Origin of the sequence: Jannaschia donghaensis (assembly GCF_001403795.1) — a bacterium.
Classification (GTDB): domain Bacteria; phylum Pseudomonadota; class Alphaproteobacteria; order Rhodobacterales; family Rhodobacteraceae; genus Jannaschia; species Jannaschia donghaensis.
In genome coordinates, this window is the sequence record NZ_CXSU01000011.1 from 132,309 (window position 1) to 150,399 (window position 18,091).

The 18,091-nt window shown below is 66.1% G+C and carries 16 protein-coding genes and 1 tRNA gene; 7 read left to right on the top strand and 10 right to left on the bottom strand.

The genetic code is table 11. The features are described from left to right. Positions 1–41: 41 nt before the first annotated feature. Entirely contained in the window at positions 42–1,436 is a 1,395-nt protein-coding gene (gene lpdA / locus JDO7802_RS05085) for a dihydrolipoyl dehydrogenase (protein ID WP_055083320.1), read from the top strand. A 131-nt stretch (positions 1,437–1,567) separates the two neighbouring features. Further along, a complete protein-coding gene (locus JDO7802_RS05090; RefSeq protein WP_144430533.1) occupies positions 1,568–2,188 on the top strand; it encodes a hypothetical protein in 621 nt (206 codons plus the stop codon). On the opposite strand, the gene JDO7802_RS05095 is transcribed toward JDO7802_RS05090, so the two are convergent. Both JDO7802_RS05095 and JDO7802_RS05100 read right to left on the bottom strand, forming a co-directional pair. Next, positions 2,185–2,832, bottom strand: coding sequence for a GntR family transcriptional regulator (locus tag JDO7802_RS05095; protein WP_055083324.1), 648 nt, complete (start codon positions 2,830–2,832; stop codon positions 2,185–2,187). The genes JDO7802_RS05090 and JDO7802_RS05095 overlap by 4 nt on opposite strands. A 15-nt stretch (positions 2,833–2,847) precedes the next feature. Further along, positions 2,848–3,543, bottom strand: a complete 696-nt coding sequence (locus JDO7802_RS05100) for a M48 family metallopeptidase (RefSeq protein ID WP_055083326.1) — start codon at positions 3,541–3,543, stop codon at positions 2,848–2,850. A gap of 110 nt (positions 3,544–3,653) precedes the next feature. On the opposite strand from JDO7802_RS05100, the gene JDO7802_RS05105 reads away from it, so the two are divergent. The 5 genes from JDO7802_RS05105 to JDO7802_RS05125 all read left to right on the top strand — a co-directional run bounded on the left by JDO7802_RS05105 (position 3,654) and on the right by JDO7802_RS05125 (position 7,423). Beyond that, positions 3,654–3,998 (top strand): TIGR02300 family protein, encoded by a 345-nt coding sequence (locus JDO7802_RS05105; protein WP_055083328.1) that lies wholly within the window; start codon positions 3,654–3,656, stop codon positions 3,996–3,998. A gap of 80 nt (positions 3,999–4,078) precedes the next feature. Further along, positions 4,079–4,154, top strand: a tRNA-Ala gene (locus JDO7802_RS05110). A gap of 219 nt (positions 4,155–4,373) precedes the next feature. Further along, entirely contained in the window at positions 4,374–5,357 is a 984-nt protein-coding gene (locus JDO7802_RS05115; RefSeq protein WP_055083330.1) for a Bug family tripartite tricarboxylate transporter substrate binding protein, read from the top strand. A 65-nt stretch (positions 5,358–5,422) separates the two neighbouring features. After that, complete coding sequence (locus JDO7802_RS05120; RefSeq protein WP_055083332.1) at positions 5,423–5,911, top strand: tripartite tricarboxylate transporter TctB family protein; 489 nt, start codon at positions 5,423–5,425, stop codon at positions 5,909–5,911. A gap of 3 nt (positions 5,912–5,914) precedes the next feature. Further along, the gene (locus JDO7802_RS05125) at positions 5,915–7,423 is read left to right on the top strand and encodes a tripartite tricarboxylate transporter permease (RefSeq protein ID WP_055083334.1); all 1,509 of its coding nucleotides are present in this window, start codon (positions 5,915–5,917) and stop codon (positions 7,421–7,423) included. Here the strand turns inward: JDO7802_RS05125 and JDO7802_RS05130 are convergent. The 8 genes from JDO7802_RS05130 to JDO7802_RS05165 all read right to left on the bottom strand — a co-directional run bounded on the left by JDO7802_RS05130 (position 7,420) and on the right by JDO7802_RS05165 (position 18,051). Then, the gene (locus tag JDO7802_RS05130) at positions 7,420–8,250 is read right to left on the bottom strand and encodes a 3-oxoadipate:acetyl-CoA acetyltransferase (RefSeq protein ID WP_055083337.1); all 831 of its coding nucleotides are present in this window, start codon (positions 8,248–8,250) and stop codon (positions 7,420–7,422) included. The two genes, JDO7802_RS05125 and JDO7802_RS05130, sit on opposite strands and share 4 nt — an antisense overlap. 60 nt (positions 8,251–8,310) lie before the next feature. Continuing rightward, positions 8,311–9,621, bottom strand: a complete 1,311-nt coding sequence (locus JDO7802_RS05135) for a TRAP transporter large permease (RefSeq protein ID WP_055083339.1) — start codon at positions 9,619–9,621, stop codon at positions 8,311–8,313. After that, positions 9,618–10,196: a TRAP transporter small permease gene (locus tag JDO7802_RS05140; RefSeq protein WP_055083341.1), complete on the bottom strand. Its 579-nt coding sequence runs from the start codon at positions 10,194–10,196 to the stop codon at positions 9,618–9,620. Before JDO7802_RS05140 ends, JDO7802_RS05135 begins: the two co-directional genes overlap by 4 nt. Before the next feature lie 64 nt (positions 10,197–10,260). Beyond that, complete coding sequence (locus JDO7802_RS05145) at positions 10,261–11,289, bottom strand: TRAP transporter substrate-binding protein (protein ID WP_055083343.1); 1,029 nt, start codon at positions 11,287–11,289, stop codon at positions 10,261–10,263. A gap of 109 nt (positions 11,290–11,398) precedes the next feature. After that, a complete protein-coding gene (locus JDO7802_RS05150; protein ID WP_055083345.1) occupies positions 11,399–13,459 on the bottom strand; it encodes a hypothetical protein in 2,061 nt (686 codons plus the stop codon). Between the two features lies 1 nt (position 13,460). Beyond that, the gene (locus JDO7802_RS05155; RefSeq protein ID WP_055083347.1) at positions 13,461–16,157 is read right to left on the bottom strand and encodes a DUF4159 domain-containing protein; all 2,697 of its coding nucleotides are present in this window, start codon (positions 16,155–16,157) and stop codon (positions 13,461–13,463) included. Beyond that, positions 16,154–17,038, bottom strand: a complete 885-nt coding sequence (locus tag JDO7802_RS05160) for a DUF58 domain-containing protein (RefSeq protein ID WP_055083349.1) — start codon at positions 17,036–17,038, stop codon at positions 16,154–16,156. The genes JDO7802_RS05155 and JDO7802_RS05160 overlap by 4 nt, the downstream gene beginning before the upstream one ends. Then, positions 17,035–18,051, bottom strand: coding sequence for an AAA family ATPase (locus JDO7802_RS05165; RefSeq protein ID WP_055083351.1), 1,017 nt, complete (start codon positions 18,049–18,051; stop codon positions 17,035–17,037). Before JDO7802_RS05165 ends, JDO7802_RS05160 begins: the two co-directional genes overlap by 4 nt. Positions 18,052–18,091: the final 40 nt, after the last annotated feature.

Consider the following 18,091-nt stretch of genomic DNA (forward strand, 5'->3'; position numbering starts at 1 on the left):
CCCGTGGATCACCCGTTCGTCACCCGTGCCCCGGAGGCCCCATGTCCCAATATGACGTCATCATTATCGGCAGCGGCCCCGGCGGCTATGTCTGCGCCATCCGCTGCGCGCAGCTGGGTCTGAAAACGGCCGTGGTCGAGGGGCGTGACACGCTGGGCGGGACCTGCCTGAACGTCGGCTGCATCCCGTCGAAGGCCATGCTGCACGCGACCCATTCCCTGCACGAAGCGGAACACAACTTCGCCAAGATGGGCCTGAAGGGCAAATCGCCCTCCGTCGATTGGAAGCAGATGCTGTCCTATAAGGACGAGGTCATCGCGCAGAACACCAAGGGCATCGAATTTCTGTTCAAGAAGAACAAGATCGACTGGCTCAAGGGCTGGGGGTCGATCCCCGAGGCCGGCCGCGTGAAGGTCGGCGACGACGTCCACGAAGCCAAGCACGTCATCATCGCATCCGGCTCCGAGAGCGCGAACGTGCCGGGCGCGGAGGTCACGATCGACGAGAAGACCATCGTCACCTCCACCGGCGCGTTGGAACTGGCGAGCATCCCCAAGGACATGGTCGTCGTCGGCGGTGGCGTCATCGGGTTGGAGCTGGGGTCGGTCTATGCGCGCCTTGGCACGGAAGTGACCGTCGTCGAATACCTGGATGCAGTCACGCCGGGTCAGGACGCGGAAGTCGCCAAGCAATTCCAGAAGCTTCTGCAGAAGCAGGGCCTGAAATTCATCACCGGCGCCGCCGTATCCAAGGTGGAGGCGAAGGGCGGCAAGGCGACCGTCACCTATGCGCTACGCAAGGACGACAGCACGCATGAGCTCAAGGTCGATACGGTTTTGGTCGCCACGGGGCGCAAACCTTTCGTTGAGGGGCTGGGGCTGGACACCCTTGGCGTGAAGTTGACCAAGCGGGGGCAGATCGCCGTCGATGACAGCTATGCCACCAGCGTGGAGGGTATCTATGCCATCGGCGACGTGATCGAAGGTCCGATGCTGGCCCATAAGGCCGAGGACGAGGGCATGGCCATCGCGGAGATGCTGGCCGGTCAGCATGGGCACGTGAATTACGACGTGATTCCCGGCGTGATCTACACCCACCCCGAAGTGGCCTCCGTCGGCATGACCGAGGAACAGCTGAAGGAGGAGGGCCGCGACTACAAGGTTGGCAAGTTTTCGTTCATGGGCAACGGGCGCGCCAAGGCGAACTTCGCCGGCGACGGTTTCGTCAAGATGCTGGCGGATGCCAAGACAGACCGGATTCTGGGGTGCCACGTCATCGGGCCCATGGCCGGCGACCTGATCCACGAGGTTTGCGTGGCGATGGAATTCGGCGCGGCAGCCGAGGATCTGGCCCGCACCTGTCACGCGCATCCGACCTATTCCGAAGCCATGCGAGAGGCCGCGCTGGCCTGCGGCGACGGGGCGATTCACGCCTGAACATAATGATCTGGACCCAGCCATTCGCGCAAAGGTCACAATCTGGCGGCAGGTCCTTCCCAGTCCTGCCGCTTTCTGATGGTCGAAGGTTTCCAGTCGTTTTGTTGTTACCCGTCTGGATGTGTTCGTTGATGAAAACTGTCGTATTGCGGCCCGTGGCCGCATTGGCCTTGTCTTGGCCGGTCGCGGTCCACGCGAAGGATCATGAGACGTCGACGACATTTCTGGGGCCGCTGACCCTGCCGCTGCAACGTCTGCTGCCCGGGGTCGAAATCCTTCCTTGGCTGGCTGGATGTCTGGCGATCATCGCGGTCGTCCTGCTGCTGATTCACCGTGCACGCCTGGCGCGGCGCAAGGTGCGCGTCGGCATCGCCGGGCTCAGCAATGGACCGCGGTTCCGCGTCGTGGATGCGATGGCCCATGCCGTCTGGAAGGGACGTGGGATCAACGAACAACGTCTGAGCCGCGCGCTGGAAATCGCCCGCGACACGACCGACATGGATTTCAGCAAGGATCATCTGCGGGAGATCGCGCTGCGGACAGACAGGATCATTTTCCCGTCCAACTTTCGCTGGATGCGCGACGGCCTGACACAGCCGGAGCGGATGGTGATCTTCAATTCGACGCTTTCGGTGCTTCTGACGGACGGGCCTCTGACCCGGTCGGACCGGTCATTCCTGCGGACGGTGGCGCGTGGCCTTGGGCTCAAGGACAAGGACCTGCGCCACCTTGCCCATTTGATCGCGACCTAACCGGCCAGCAAACGCAGCCCCTGCGTGACGTCGGCGCGCACGGCAAGTCGCAGGCCCGGTTCGTCCCCCGCCCGCAGGGCCGCGACGATCAGGCGGTGGTTCTTGGGCAGCTCCGTCCGGTTGAGCCGACCGTAAAGCGCCCGCATCGTCGGACCCAGTTGCAACCAGACCGTCTCCACCATTGCCAGGATCGCCGGGGCCTGCGCGCGCAGGTAAAGCGTCCGGTGAAATTCCAGGTTCGTGCGGATGTAGCCCGACGCGTCCTGCTTGGCGATCTGTTCGGCGATGGACACGTTGATCGCCTCCATCCGGTCGATCAGGGCCAGATGCGCACGCGGCAGCGCCCGCAGCGCCAATTCCGGCTCCAGCAGGGATCGCAGCGCCCCCAATTCCTCGATCCGGTCATTCGACAGGGCGGGCGTCGTGATCCGACCCGACGCAGACAGAGACAGCGCGCCTTCGGCCACCAGGCGGCGCAGGGCTTCGCGCACCGGGGTCATGCTGACGCCGTAGTCGCGGCCGACCCCGCGCAGGGTCAGCGGCTGGCCCGGCTCCAACTCGCCGTGCATGATCCGACTGCGAAGCGACCGATAGAGCCGTTCGTGCGCCGCCGCCGTGCCGTCGGGAAGAGGGTTGAGCATCATGGCGCGACCTTGCCCCTAGTTCGTGGTGAAATCCACCGCATGAAGTGCCGCCCCTTCGCGTTTGAGCCAGGCACGCCGGGGCGCGAAGTCGGGCATCAGCGCCTCCACCTGTGACCAGAACCGGCTGGAATGGTCCATATGCGCCAGATGCGCGACCTCGTGTGCGGCGACATAATCCAGCACCTCGGACGGTGCCATGATCAGCCGCCAACTGAACATCAATTCCCCGCGCGACGAACACGACCCCCATCGGGATCGGGTGTCGCGCAACGTCATCTTCGTGGGTTGTCGGCCCAGGGCTTCAGCGTGGCGGTCGACGGCCTCGGCCAGATGCGTGCGCGCCATCGTCTGCAACAGCGCCTTGATCCGTGGCCCGGCGCGCGCATCGTCGGCGACCGCGATCGTATCGCCGGTGAACCGCGCCGACCGGCCGCCCCCTACGACGACCGGCACGGCGCGTCCCATCAGGGGCAGTGTCGCCCCCACGGCGACGACCCGCGGCGCGGGGGCGGCCGCGACATGCCGGGCGATCCACCCGGCCTGCTGCGCGATGAAGGCCGTTGCTTCCGACAGGGCCATGCGGGGGGGCATCGACAGCGACACGCGGCCGTCCGATCGCCCGACCTTCAGCGACATGCGCCGCGCGCGGGCGGAGCGTTTGACGATCACCTCCAAACCGGGGGCACCGGGAACGGGAAGACGGTCTTCCATGCTCTTTCCCCCTCGCAGACGGGGGCTTGTCACCCCTTGTCGCCTGTGGCATCCGACCCCAATTCCCTGCACCCGGGCCACTTCTGGCCGGACGAGATGAAGGAACCGACATGCCCAAGGAAGAATGGGGCGTCAAGCGGGTCTGCCCGACGACCGGCAAGCGCTTCTACGATTTGAACCGCTCCCCCGTTGTCAGCCCGTACACGGGCGAGGTCGTGAACGTCGAAACCGGCGGCAAGACCCGCATCCTGGTCGCCGACAAGGACGACGTGGACGCCAAGAAAGACGACGAGAAGGTCGAGGACGATCTGCTGTTGGACGACGATGACGTCGATCTGGAAGATGACGACGACGACGACGACGATGCAGCCGAAGACGTTCTGGACGACGACGAAGATACCGTCTCTCTCGACGAGATCGCGGACGTCAGCTCGGAAGACAGCGACGACGATTGATCCGTCCGTGCGATCGGGCGATGCAGGCGATATTTCCGCTTGCGCCGCCCATGGGCCTGCCTTAGATCGCAGGCCGGTAAGGGGCCTTAGCTCAGTTGGTAGAGCGCCTGCATGGCATGCAGGAGGTCAGCGGTTCGACCCCGCTAGGCTCCACCATTCCCCCATTCGACCGAAGCGGTTCGCCCCGGATCATCGATCCAGCGGCGCGCAGCGTTGGACCCTGCCCAGCCGGTCTGCTGACGGACCCGGGCGGGCGTGGCGACCGCAAAGCGGCCTGAAGTGTTTGCGAATTGCCGTGACAGCACCCGACATCCCCGGCAATATCGACCCCGACGATCGGCAACGCCCGATCCTGTCGTATGGGAGGAAGACACAATGAATTTCGCAATGACGCGCCGCGTCCTGATGGCCGGTGTGGCCGCAACCCTGTCACTGGGCGCGCCGGCGCTGGCCGATGGGCACCAGGTCGTCGACAGCATCCACTTCCTGATCCCCGGCGGTGCCGGCGGCGGCTGGGATGGAACCGCACGCGGCACCGGGCAGGCCCTGACCGAAGCGGGCCTGATCGGGCAGGCGTCCTATGAGAACATGTCGGGCGGCGGCGGCGGCGTGGCGATCGGTTACATGATCGAAAACGCCGACAGCCAGCAGGGCACCCTGATGGTCAATTCGACGCCCATCGTGATCCGGTCTTTGACCGGCGAGTTTCCTTACAATTTCAGCGACCTGACGCTGGTCGCCGGCACGATCGGCGACTATGCCGCCATCGTCGTCCCCGCGGACAGCGACATTCAGGACATGGCCGGCCTGATCGAGACGTTCACCGCCGATCCGTCGGGCACCGCCATCGGCGGCGGGTCGGTCCCCGGTGGTCTGGACCATCTGGTCGTCGCGATGACGATGAAGGCTGCCGGCCAGGATCCGCTGGCCGTCAACTATATCCCATATGATGCGGGCGGCACCGCCATGGCCGGCCTTCTGTCGGGCGAGATCAAGGCCCTGTCGACCGGCCTGTCGGAAGCGATTGGCCTGGCCGAGGCGGGCGAAGTCCGCATTCTCGGCGTCACCTCGCCCGAGCGGGTGCCGGCCTACGACACCGCGCCCACGATGATGGAGCAGGGCATCGACACGGAGTTCGTCAACTGGCGCGGTTTCTTCGCCGTCCCCGGCCTGCCCGAGGAGCAGTTGGCCGCCTATCAGGAGGCGCTGGCCAAGATGTACGACACGCCGGAATGGGAAGCCGTGCGCGCCGCCAACGGCTGGGTCAACATCCACAACAACGGCGAGGAGTTCCGCACCTTCCTGGAAAATCAGGAAAAGGTGATCGGCGACTTGATGAAGGAACTAGGCTTCCTCTGACGCCCAAGACAATCGGCCCGTCCCTTGAAGGGGCGGGCCGTTCCGCCCCCATCGGAGGATACGCCATGGCGCTGGATCGCTGGATCGCGCTGACCGTTCTGCTCGTCGCTCTGGTTTACGGCTATGCCGCCTTCTTCACGATGGATGCCTCGCTGCCCCCGTTCATGCAGCGCAATCCCGTCTGGCCCTCGACCTTCCCCAAGGTTTTGTCGGTGCTGACGATCCTTGTGGCCCTGTCGATCTTGCTGGGGTTGGAGAAATCCGAATACAACCCCGGCGAAGGCGACGTCGATTACCGCCGTCTGGGCGACTACAAGGTCGGGCAGGCCGTCTTCTTCCTCGCCCTCATGGTGCTCTACGCGCTCACACTTCGCAGCGCAGGGTTCCTGGTCTCCACGGTCGTCTTCCTGGTGGCCGGCTCGTTTCTTCTGGGGGAGCGGCGGTGGCACCTGATGATCCCGGTCTCGCTCCTTGCGGCGGGCGGCATCTGGTATCTGGTTCAGGAGGTGCTGGGCATCTTCCTGCGGCCCCTGCCCTTCTTCATGGGGGTCTGAGCCATGCTCGAAGGCATCCTGATGGGCCTGAACACGGCCATCTCGCCGGGTAATCTACTGATGGTGATCGGCGGCTGCCTGATCGGAACGTTCATCGGCATGTTGCCGGGCCTTGGTCCGATGTCGATCATCGCGATCATGATCCCGGTCGCAATTTCCATCGGCGATCCGTCGGCGGCGCTGATCCTGCTGGCGGGTGTGTATTACGGCGCGATCTTCGGCGGCTCCACATCCTCGATCCTGATCAACGCACCGGGGGTCGCCTCGACGGTCGCCACCAGTTTCGACGGCTATCCCCTCGCCCGGCAGGGCAAGGCCGGCAAGGCGCTGACGGTGGCCGCCATCGCGTCGTTCTGTGGCGGTACCATCGGCGCCGTCCTTCTGATGATCTTTGCGCCGTCGCTGGCCTCCGTGGCGCTGCTGTTCCATTCGGCGGAATATTTCGCGCTGATGGTCGTGGGCCTGTCGGCCATCGCGGCCTTTGCGGGGTCGGGCAACGTCGGCAAGGCCCTTTTGATGACATTGCTGGGCTTGATCCTGTCGACCGTCGGGGAAGGCGCGCTGTTCAATGCGCCGCGCTTCACGATGGGGATACTGGATCTGCAATCGGGCATCGGCTTCATCACGCTGGCCATGGCGATGTTCGCCCTGCCCGAGGCGATGTACCTGGTGCTGGACCCACGCCGGTCCGACAACGACGGCGGCGGAGAGATCAAGGACCTGCGCATCACCCGGGCCGAAGCCCGCAGCATCGCGCCGGTCATCGGACGACAATCGATCCAGGGGTTCCTGATCGGCGTCCTGCCCGGCGCAGGCGCGACCATCGCGTCGTTCCTGGGCTACGCAGTGGAGCGCAACATCGCCCCGAAGGCGGAGCAGGAGGAATTCGGCAAGGGGTCGCTCAAAGGCCTCGCAGCCCCCGAATCCGCCAACAACGCCGCCGCGACGGGATCCTTCGTGCCGCTGCTGACGCTGGGCATCCCCGGGTCGGGCACGACGGCGATCCTGTTGGGTGCGCTCATCGCGCTCAACGTGACGCCGGGTCCGCGGTTGCTGGTGGACGAGCCGCAGATCTTCTGGTCGGTCATAATATCGATGTATATCGGCAACGTGGTCCTGCTGGTCCTGAATTTGCCGCTGATCCCGTATATCGCCAAGGTGCTGGCCGTGCCGCGCACCTTCCTGATCCCGTTCATCCTGTTCTTCACCCTGATGGGGGCCTACATCGGCCAGAACAACGCGACGGAACTGCTGATGCTGGTTGGCTTTGGCATCTGCGCGACGATCCTGCGCTTCGCCAACTATCCGCTGGCCCCGCTTCTGATCGGGTTCATCCTGGGCCAGATGTTGGAGGACAACTTCAGCCGCTCCATGCAGTTGGAGGGCGGGATCGGATTCATCCTGGAACGCCCCATGACGATGGGCCTGCTGGCTTTCGCGGTCCTTCTGGTGGTGCTGCCGGCCTGGCGGTCGCGCCGTCAACGCGCCGGTGAGATGCCCGAGGGCGACTAGGCCGGCCGCAGCCCCAGCATCGCGCGCGCCTGATCCACCGTGGCGACCGGGCGCGCGTGGTGGGCACAGATCTCTACCGTTCGCCGCACCAACGCGGCATTCGATGGGGCCAGCGTGTCCCGGTCCCAGCGGATGTTATCCTCCAGCCCCGTGCGCGCGTGTCCACCGGCGGCGATCGCCCAGTCGTTCAGCGTCGCCTGACCCGCCCCGATCCCGGCGGCGCACCATTCACTGCCGGGCAGAAGCCGCTTCAGCGTCTCCACATAGAAATCGAAGGTCGGGCGGTCGACCGGCATCGCGTTCTTCACGCCCATCACGAACTGCACATAGGCGGGGGCCGCCAGTCGCCCGTCCGCCTGCATCTTCGCCGCCTGATGAATATGGGACAGGTCGAAACATTCGATTTCGGGTTTCACGTCGTAGGCAAGCATTTCGGACGCCAGCCAATCGACCAGATCGGGCGGGTTTTCATAAACGCGCAGCGGAAAGTTGTTCGACCCCACAGACAGGGACGCCATGTCGGGGCGCAGCGATAGCATTCCGCCCCGGTCGCGACCGGCACCCGAGCGCCCGCCGGTGGAAAACTGCGCGATCATGCCGGGGCAGTGCTTCGCCAACCCTTCCTGCAGCCGCGCGAACCGCTCCGGATCCGACGTCGGATTTTCGTCGTCGTCGCGGACATGGGCGTGACAGATGCTGGCCCCGGCTTCGAACGCGGCCTGAGTGCTCTCGATCTGCTGCGCGACGGTGACGGGCACCGCCGGGTTGTCGGACGTGCGCGGCACCGATCCGGTGATCGCGACGCAGATGATGCAGGGCTTGGACATGATGCCTCTTCTTTTGGTCAGAAATACCTCGGTGGTAGTAGGCTGGCCCCTAACCCGGCCCTAAATCAGGAATAGTGTGATGGCCGGAAACGCCACCAGAAGTGCCACGCGAACCAGGTCGGATCCGACGAAATACAAAACCGCCCTATACGTTTGCAGCATCGGCGTGCCCCGATCCATCGAATTGATGACGAACAGGTTCATGCCCACCGGCGGCGTGATCAGCCCGACTTCCACCACGATCAGGGTTAGAATACCGAACCAGATCGCCACCTCCTCGGTCGTCATGCCGAAGTCGAGTGCGACAATGACCGGAAAGAAGATCGGAATGGTCAGCAGGATCATCGACAGCGAATCCATCACGCAGCCCAGCAGCAGATAGAAGATCAGGATCACGATCAGGACCGTGATCGGCGCGAACCCCTGTTCGACGACCCAAATCGACATCTCCTGCGGGACCTGCGTCAAAGCCAGGAAACCGTTGTAGATGGCCGCCCCCAGCACGATGAAGAAGATCATCGCCGAGGATTTGGCGGTGACGAGGAAACTCTCGATCAGTGTCTTGCCGTTCAAGCCACCGTTCACCAGCGCGATCAGACCGGTGCCAAGCGCCCCGACCGCCGCCGCCTCGGTCGGTGTGAAGATACCGCCATAAATGCCGCCGACGACCGCCACGAATACCAGAAGCACGGGCCAGACCGCCGCCAGCAGACGGAACCTTTCCCCCATCGGAATGGCGTCGCGGGTGCCTGCGGAATCGGGGTTCAGCCGGACATAGATCGAAATCGCGATGACATAGCCAAGCGCCGCGATCACGCCCGGCAGGAAGGCGGCAAGGAACAGCTTGGCGATGTTCTGCTCGGTCAGGATGGCATAGATCACCAAGACGACCGACGGTGGGATCAGGATGCCCAGCGTTCCGCCCGCCGCCAGCGTCGCGGTCGAAAACCCCCCGTCATAGCCGTAACGCCGCAGCTCCGGCAGGGCGACGCGGCCCATGGTGGCGGCCGTGGCCAGCGACGACCCGCAGATCGCCCCGAACCCCGCGCAGGCCCCGATCGCAGCCATGGCGACCCCGCCCCGCCTGTGACCCAGGAACCCTTCGGCCGCGCGGAACAGGGCCTGTGACATGCCGCCCAGCGTCGCGAAATGACCCATCAACAGGAACATCGGGATGATGGAGAGCGAGTAGGAGGAGAAGGTGGAGAACGTCTCGTTCTTCAAACGCGACAAGGCCACCACGTTGCCACCCGTCACCAGGTAGAGCCCAATCAACCCCACGACGAACATCGCCAGCCCGATCGGCACCCGCAGGAAGATCAGCAGCAAAAGGCCGGGAAAGGACCACAGACCGATCTCGATGGCGGTCAATGCTCCGCCCCCCCGGCGGGCAGGATGTCCGACCGCGTCAGCAGTTCGGCCAGGCGCACCACAGCGATGTAGACCGCGACAAGGGCCGTGACCGCCGCCCCCGCCAGGGCCGCCGCATAAGCCCACCAGATGGGAAACTGGATCAGATAGGTCGTCTCGCCATACCGCATCTTGGCCGCCGTTCCCTGCCACAGCTGCCAGGCAATCACGGCCATCACGAAGGCAAACAGAAGCGACCAGAGCACCGCCAGCACGCGGTTCGCGGTGACGCCGAAACGGTTGGTCAGGATGTCGACCGCCGCGTGGCCGCCGGTCAGCTGCGTGATCGGCAGGAAGGCGAAGATGCAGAAGGCCATGCCCGCCTCGATCAGCTCAAAATCGCCCTGTATCGGCCCGATGCCAAGGCCAAGCGCCCAGGTGGCCAGCGCCGTGCCGTCGAACGGCGGGCCGTGCAGGACCCCGTTCATGAACCGGCCCAGCACCGACAGGCATGTCATCACGATCAGCACCGTCAAAACCAGCCCGCCCAGGATGGCCATCAGACGGGCCAGTGCTTCGATAATGCGTCGCAGCATGCGATTCTCCCGCAAAAAAGGCCGCACCCACCCTTGGGCACGGCCTTCCGCCATGGTCTTAACGTCAGCCTTCGTAGGCGTCCATCAACGCGCGCGCCTCGTCGATCAGGGCCTGACCGTCGATGCCCATGTCCGACATTTCCGACAACCACGCGTCATAGACGGGCTGCGCGGCCTCGCGCCATTCGGCGGCCTGTTCCTCGGTCAGCGTGACGATGGAATTGCCCGCGTCGACGGCAATCTGGCGCGATGGCCCGTCTGCGGCGACCATCTGGCCGCCGGCGAAAATCGAAAACTCCAGACCCGAATTATCGTCGATCACTTGCTTCAGATCATCGGGCAGGCCTTCGTAGCGCGCCTTGTTCATCGCCAGAACGAACGTCACATTATAGAGGTGGTCGCCCTCGAATTCGGTGTGATGCTCGATCAACTCGGAAATCTTGAGTGCCGGCGTCACTTCCCACGGGATGGTGGTGCCGTCGATGACACCCTTGGACAGCGCCTCGGGGATGGCGGGCACGGGCATGCCGACCGGGGTCGCGCCCAACGTTTCGATCAGGGCGTTCACCTGACGGGTCGCGCCGCGGATCTTTAGGCCCTGCATATCCGCGGGCGTGGTGATCTGCTTGTTGGTGTGGATCATGCCGGGCCCGTGGACCCAGGTCGCCAGGATATGCACGTCGGAGAATTCCTCCTGCATCCGACTTTTGAACATCTGCCAATAGGCCGACGACCCGGCCTCCGCGTCGCGTACCATGAACGGCAATTCAAACACTTCCGTCCTCGGGAAGCGGCCGGGGGTATAGCCCACGACCGTCCAGACAACATCGGCCACACCGTCGATCGCCTGATCCATCAACTGCGGCGGGGCACCGCCCAATTGCATCGATGGATAGCGTTCGATCTTGATGCGACCGTCGGAAGCGATCTCGACCTTGTCGGCCCAGACGTCGAGGATCAGCTTGGGAACATTCGCCTGCGCGGGCAAGAACTGGTGCAGCTTGAGCGTCACCTCCTGCGCGGCGGCGGGCCATGCGGCGACGGCGAAGGCGGCGGCCCCGACAAGCCGGGCAAGGGTCCTACGATCGATCATGTGGTTCATCCTCCCTGAATGACGCGGGAGACCTGGCCCCCGTTCCGCCGACCTGACCACGAAATACAGACCATTGCAAAAGCCAACGCGGCCCGACCCGCGCCGCGCGTCAGTCGCGACCTTCGCGCAGCCAGGCCCAGGTCGCGAACCCGGCGGCCAGCATCAGGAAAAGCCAGGCCGGCACCAACGACAGGACCCGCACATCCGCCGTCAGATAGGCATCGCGCGGGGTGAACCCGATCCAGCCACGCCCGGAGGCACGGCGCCCTTCGCGCACGGCACGCAGATCGGGCGTCCCATCCTGCAGCATCACGGCCCCGCCTTCGCGCGCGTCGATCGCCGCGCGCATCACGCTATCGGTGGAAATCGTCTCGACGAATTCGCGCGGGGCGGCGGGGCCCAGGCCGATCACGGCCATCCGTTCCCCCTCGCGCAGGCGGTAAAGCCCCTGCTCCGGGCCGGTCAACCGGCCCACGAAACGGCCCGGCGTCTCTTCGGTCAGGGTCAATTCCGTTTCAGTGCCGTCCGGGGCCGTCACCGTGACCGCGCCGGGCGCATCGCCCAGGGTCCGGCGCGTCACCGTGATCTCCTGACCGATGGCAGACGCGATCAGCGCCTCCTCCTCCAACTCCGGCTCCTGCATCAGCCAATGGGCCAGGCGGCGCAGCAATTCCGCCTGCGGGCCGCCCCCTTCGTACCCGCGGTCCCACATCCAGACATGATCGGACCCCAGAAGCGCCACGCGCCCCGCCTTCACCCGGTCCAGCACCAGAAGCGGCTCCTCCTCCAGCCCGGTCATGACCGATTGCGTGTCGGGCAGCGCCTCCACCTGGACCTGCCGGAACCAACGCCCCCAGGGCGCACCGTCAAGGCCGAACCCGGTCGGCAGCCCTTCGGTGACGGGATGCTTCTCGCCCAGGTCGGAGACTTCGGGCACAAACGCTTCGTCGCGCACGATCGCCGTGGGCACGGCCGGCAGGATCGGCGCAAGCGGGGAGCGATAGATGCTGTCCGCGCCGGCGAAGTCCGGCCCGGCAGCGACCAATAACGCCCCGCCCTGTTCGACATAGGCGCGCACATTATCGAGGTAGATCGTCGGCAGGATGCCGCGCCGTTGATAGCGGTCGAAGATGATCAGGTCGAATTCGCCGATCTTCTCGGAGAACAGCTCCCGCGTCGGAAAGGCGATGAGGCTCAACTCCGTCACCGGGACGCCGTCCTGCTTGCCCGGCGGGCGCAGGATCGTGAAATGCACGAGGTCGACGGCAGCATCCGCCTTGAGCAGGTTGCGCCAGGTTCGCTGGCCGGTGTGCGGCTCCCCGGACACCAGCAGCACCCGCAGGCGGTCGCGCACGCCGTTGATCTGGATCACGGCGGCGTTGTTGCGATCCGTCAGTTCCCCTTCGGCCTCGGGGACGCGAAATTCGATGACGTTCAACCCGCCATGGGGCAGCGTCACCGGCAGTTCGATATCTTCGCCCACCGGCATGACGTAGGCGCGCGGCTGACCGCCATCGACGGCCAGAACGATTTCCGCGCTGTCTCCGGCGGTGTCAGGCACGTCGCCCTGGTCCTCGATCCGCAGGGTAATCGTGAATTCCTCGTCCAGGATCGCAAAGCTTGGGGCGTTCGACACGATCAGGCGCCGGTCCCAATCGCCGTCCCGTCCGGTCTGCAGCAGGTGCAGGGGCGCGGGCAGCTCCGGTGCCTGCGCGGCGTCGTGGACCCGTCCATCCGAAATGACGACGGCCCCGGCGATGCGGTCGCGCGGCACTTCGGCCATCATCTCCGACAGGGCGCCCATCACCAGTGTCCCGCTGTCACCGTCCCCATCGCCGACGCGGGCGACGCGGGTGTCGAGGCCCTCGGCCTCCGCCTCGGCCAACAGGTCGGTCAGCGCGGCTTCGGTCTGCGCGGTACGGTCGGACAGGCCCTGACTGGCACTTTCGTCCACCGCGATCAGCAGGATGTCGGTCAACGGCTCCCGATCTTCGGTCTGGAGCGACGGGTTCAGCAGCGCGACGGCCAGCGTCACGACACCCAGCGCGCGCAGCCACCAGCCGGGCAGGCCGCGCAACGCCGCCAGCAGGCAGGCGAGCAGGGCCACGCCGCCCAGCGCGGCGATCAGCCAGATGGGAAACATCGGATCGAGGAGGATCTGTCGCGTCATGTCAGTTTCCAAGCCGGTCAAGCAGGGCGGGCACATGCACCTGATCGGATTTGTAGTTTCCCGACAGGACATGCATCACCAGGTTCACGCCGAAACGGAACGCAATCTCGCGCTGCTGTTCGCCCGCAAACCCGCGTCCCACCGGCAGAAGCGATCGACCGCCGCCATCGACGGCCCAGGCCGCCGCCCAGTCGTTCGCCCCGATCACCACCGGCGTCACCCCGTCGTTGAGGTTGCGGAACGGCATCCCCTCGACCTGTTCGACGTCCGGACTGGCCTCTACCCAGACCTCGCGGGAATTGTAGCGTCCGGGATAATCCTGCAGCAGATAGAAGCTTCGCGTCATCACGTGGTCGTCGGGCAACGGCTCCAGCGGTGGAATGTCCAGCGGGGCGGCCAGATCGCGCAACCGCAGGGCCGCCGGCGAGGATGATCCAAAACCACCCAGATCCGCGTCACGGGTGTCGAAAACGATCATGCCACCGCCGCGCAGATACCGGTTCAGTTTGGCATAGGCGTCAGACGACGGGATCGGCTGCGACGCATCCACAGGCCAGTAGATCACGGGGAAGAACGCCAGTTCGTCCACCTCCAGATCGACGCCGCGCGGGGCATCCGGTTCCACGCTGGTCCGTTGCGCCAGAACGGACGACAAGCCGCGCAGCCCCGCCTCCGACACTTCGTCGATCCCCGCATCGCCCGTCACCACGTAGGCCAGCGCCACCTCGGCCGGGGGCTGACCTTCCTGCGCGCGCGCCTCCGGTCCCATCATCAACGCGGCGGCTGCGACCGCCACGACAACGGTGGCCCCCCGCCGCAGGCGTCCGCCCAACCAAAGGGACGCGATGGCGTCGAGTGTCAGAAGGGTAAGCGCGGCGGCCAGCAGATATGGCATCAGATTCGTCTCCTCCGCCCGGTCCAGACCTTCGACGGACGTGCCTGCGGGCCAGACGGCTGCGGTCAGCTCCGCCTCGGCATTCAAAACATTGATCGCAAGGCTTTGCCCCGGTCCTTCGTAGAGACCCGGCGGCACGTCGGCGGACGGCGTCGGATCGACCAGATCCTCGCCCGGCACACCGGCCAGCGTTCCCGCATCCCGCGCCACGCCGAACCCGTCCAGGACGACGCGTGGCACCCAGGTCGTGCCTTCCAGCATTTCGGCCGTCGGGGCCGCAGGCCGGGTGGACACGGCCAGCCGTTCCAGCATCTGCACGAACAGGCCAGACAGCGGCAAAGACGACCATTCGGCGTTCGCCGTGACGTGGAACAGAACGACCTGCCCTTCGCCCAGGGCTTTGCGCGTGACCAGCGGCGTGCCGTCGGCCAGCGCGGCGATGGTGCGGTCGGCCAGGGTCGGGTCGGGTTGGGCGACGATCTGGCTGTTGACGGTGACCTCGTCGAATACGTCCAGACCGAAGAACGGCGACGACCGATCGAAGGGGCGCAGCGTCTTCGGCTCCCCCCAGCTGAGCGCGCCGCCCACCGTGCGCCCGCCCGACCGCAGGCGCACCGGCATCAGATTGTCTTCGGTGTCCCGGCTGATGTCGGACGCGGCAAGGTTCGGCCCCGCAAAGCGCAAGAGGAGCCCCCCCGCCTCGACCCATTCGGTTACCTGCACCGTCTCGGCGGGCGAAAGACGAGCGACGTCGGCCATGACCAGAACATCTGGCGTCGCGGGCAGCAACGTCTCCAGATCGCCCTCGATCATGTCGGCGGTCGGGGCCAGCGCGTTGCGCAGATAGTAAAGCGGGGACAGCAGATCCTGCGCCTCGTCCTCGGCCTGCGTCAGCAGGGCCACCTCGCGCCGGGCCAGGCTGTCGTCGGCCAGCGTGACGGCCCCGGCGGACCGCTCCCCCGCGATCTCGAAGCGGGCGACGCGGTTGCGCAGTTCGGGCGGCAGCGACAACGAGACCTCGGCCTGCGTCGCGCCGGCGGCGAACTCCGCGCTGGCGATGCCCAATTGCGTCAATGCGCCGTTCGGGCCGGGGCCGATGGCGCGCAGGTCGACGCTGCGCTCGGTCCCGTCGTTCAGGCGCAGGGCACGCAGGCTGATGATTCCGTCCTCGTAGGTGGCGGGCGTCAGACCCAGAACGGGCCGCGCGCTTTCGATGATACGTGCGTCCATGACGTCACGCCCTTCGCGTGCCAGGCCGTCGGACACCCAGACCACCTCCGCATCGCCTACGTCCAGATCGGCCAGAGCGTCGTACTCAGGCTCCCACGCGCGGGGCGAAATCGACGGCAGGCGTTCGACCCAGGCGGCCGCACTTTGCCACGGGATCTCGGCGGGCAGGGGATCGGTCAGCGGCAGCACGGCGGCCAGACGTCCCGCCCGGGCCGCGTCGCGCAGCATCTGATCGACCTTAGCCGTCCGCGCGGGCCAGTCGCGGGCCGAGGCCCAGCTGGCATCCATCATCACCAGAAGCGGCCCGGTCCCGGTGCCCGCCTGTCGCGGGTTCAGGATCGGACCGGCGAAACCCAGGATGACGGCGGCCAGCGCCAGCATCCGCAGCGCCAGAAGCCACCAAGGCGTCGTCGCTGTCTGGCTTTCATCGTCGCGCAAACCCAACAGCAGAACGATACCGGGAAACCGCCGTCTTATCGGCGCGGGCGGAACGGCGCGCAGCAGCCACCACAGGATCGGCAGGGCGATCAGCGCCAAAAGCAGAAGCGGCGTGGTGAAGGCGAGCGCGGTCATCGCCGACGTTCCAGCGCGGTGTAAAGCGACAGAAGGGCTGCTTCGGCCGACGCATCGGTGTGGTGCAATTGATAGCGCCAGCCGGTGCGCTGACACAGATCGCGCAGGGCCGCGCGGCGCTTGGCCAGACGGCCCAGATAATCGTCGCGCAACTGACCGGCCTTCAGCGTTTCGAACCGGACCGCACCGGACATGCTTTCGAAGACGGTGCGACCATCATAGGGGAAGGCTTCCTCCTCGGGGTCCAGAATCTGCACCAGAACGCCTTGAACGCCACGGTCCGCGGCGGCGGTCAGCGCATCGGTGACCGCCGCCGCCGGGCCAAGGAAATCCGACAGGAAGACGGCCCGCGCGCCCATCGGCATCACGCGGGGGCACGGCGCGCCGTAATCGGGCACATCGCCGCGTTCCATCAAGGCGTCGGCCATGCGGATCAGCTGCGCCTTTCCACTGCGCGGCGGCTCCGGCAAGGTGGCAAGGCCGGTCCGCTCCCCGGCGCGGGTGGCTAGGACGGCAAGCGCCAGGGCCAGCGTCTGCGCGCGGCGCAGCTTGGAGGGGCGATCCGCGGAGGCAAATCGCATCGACGCGGCATCATCGACCCAAAGCATCAGCGATTGCGCCGCCTGCCATTCGGTTTCGCGCACGAAATGACCGTCGCCCCGCGCCGATTGCCGCCAATCGATCGCCCGCCGAGGATCGCCCGGTTGTGCCGCACGGAACTGCCAGAACGCATCGCCCGGCCCCGCCCGCTTGCGCCCGTGGTCGCCCAGCAGGATCGTCGCGGCCAACCGCTCCGCCTGCAGGAGCAGGCCAGGCAGCGTCGCCGCCGCCCCTTCGGAACGGGCGCGCAGCGTCGCGGCGGTATGAAGGGCTTCGTTCAAGCGGCTTGCTCGATACGGGTGGTCCGGGCCGCGACTTCGTCGATGACATCCTCCAGCACGATGCCTTCGGCGCGCGCGGCGAACGACAGCGCCATGCGGTGGGCGAGGACAGGGCGGGCAAGGCGGGCGACGTCCGATACATCGGGGGCCAGCCGACCGTCCAGCAGGGCCTGCGCGCGCACCAGCAGCATCAGGGCCTGCGCCGCGCGCGGACCGGGGCCCCAGGCCACGTGGGACCTGACAGTTTCGGGCGCGTCCGGGTTGTCGGGTCGACAGGCCCGTACGAGGTCCAAGATCAAATCCACCACCTTGTCGCCCACCGGCATCCGCCGGACGATCGTTTGCGCGGCGATCAGGCTGGCGCTGTCGAACACGCCCGTCGCCTGCGCCTCGGCCCCGCCGGTGGTGGCCAGCACGATCGCACGCTCGGTCGCGCGGTCGGGGTATTCGACGTCGATCTTGACCAGAAAGCGGTCAAGCTGCGCCTCGGGGAGTGGATATGTCCCTTCCTGCTCGATCGGGTTTTGCGTTGCCAGAACGTGAAACGGCGCGGGCAGCGCGCGTGTCTGGCCGGCGACCGTCACCTCCCGCTCCTGCATGGCCTGCAGCAGCGCGGATTGCGTGCGGGGGGACGCGCGGTTGATCTCGTCCGCCATCAGAAGCTGCGCGAAAATCGGTCCTTCAATGTAGCGAAACGCCCGGCTTCCGTCCGACGCCGTCTCCAGCACCTCTGACCCCAGGATGTCCGACGGCATCAGATCGGGCGTGAACTGGATGCGGTTGCCCGTCAGCCCCATGACCGTGGCCAGCGTTTCGACCAACCGCGTCTTGCCCAGACCGGGCAGACCCATCAGCAGGGCGTGTCCCCCGGCCAGCATCGCCGCAAGCGACAGGTCGACGACCGTTTCCTGCCCGATGATCCGCGTAGCAATCGCGGCGCGCGCCGTCGTCAGCTTTGCGCCAAGCGCCTCGATCTCGTTCAAAAGCTCGTCCGCTCCGTGATCTTCGACCATTGCATTGCTCCCGCGCGCGTTATCTTTGGATTATAACTAT

Coding starts and splice junctions, on each gene's coding strand:
- JDO7802_RS05120 (WP_055083332.1), top strand. CDS start 5,423: ATGGCGCTGGATCGCTGGATCGCGCTGACCGTTCTGCTCGTCGCTCTG.
- JDO7802_RS05115 (WP_055083330.1), top strand. CDS start 4,374: ATGAATTTCGCAATGACGCGCCGCGTCCTGATGGCCGGTGTGGCCGCA.
- JDO7802_RS05095 (WP_055083324.1), bottom strand. CDS start 2,832: ATGATGCTCAACCCTCTTCCCGACGGCACGGCGGCGGCGCACGAACGG.
- JDO7802_RS05125 (WP_055083334.1), top strand. CDS start 5,915: ATGCTCGAAGGCATCCTGATGGGCCTGAACACGGCCATCTCGCCGGGT.
- JDO7802_RS05165 (WP_055083351.1), bottom strand. CDS start 18,051: ATGGTCGAAGATCACGGAGCGGACGAGCTTTTGAACGAGATCGAGGCG.
- JDO7802_RS05100 (WP_055083326.1), bottom strand. CDS start 3,543: ATGGAAGACCGTCTTCCCGTTCCCGGTGCCCCCGGTTTGGAGGTGATC.
- JDO7802_RS05150 (WP_055083345.1), bottom strand. CDS start 13,459: ATGACGCGACAGATCCTCCTCGATCCGATGTTTCCCATCTGGCTGATC.
- JDO7802_RS05155 (WP_055083347.1), bottom strand. CDS start 16,157: ATGACCGCGCTCGCCTTCACCACGCCGCTTCTGCTTTTGGCGCTGATC.
- JDO7802_RS05090 (WP_144430533.1), top strand. CDS start 1,568: ATGAAAACTGTCGTATTGCGGCCCGTGGCCGCATTGGCCTTGTCTTGG.
- lpdA (WP_055083320.1), top strand. CDS start 42: ATGTCCCAATATGACGTCATCATTATCGGCAGCGGCCCCGGCGGCTAT.
- JDO7802_RS05140 (WP_055083341.1), bottom strand. CDS start 10,196: ATGCTGCGACGCATTATCGAAGCACTGGCCCGTCTGATGGCCATCCTG.
- JDO7802_RS05145 (WP_055083343.1), bottom strand. CDS start 11,289: ATGATCGATCGTAGGACCCTTGCCCGGCTTGTCGGGGCCGCCGCCTTC.
- JDO7802_RS05130 (WP_055083337.1), bottom strand. CDS start 8,250: ATGTCCAAGCCCTGCATCATCTGCGTCGCGATCACCGGATCGGTGCCG.
- JDO7802_RS05105 (WP_055083328.1), top strand. CDS start 3,654: ATGCCCAAGGAAGAATGGGGCGTCAAGCGGGTCTGCCCGACGACCGGC.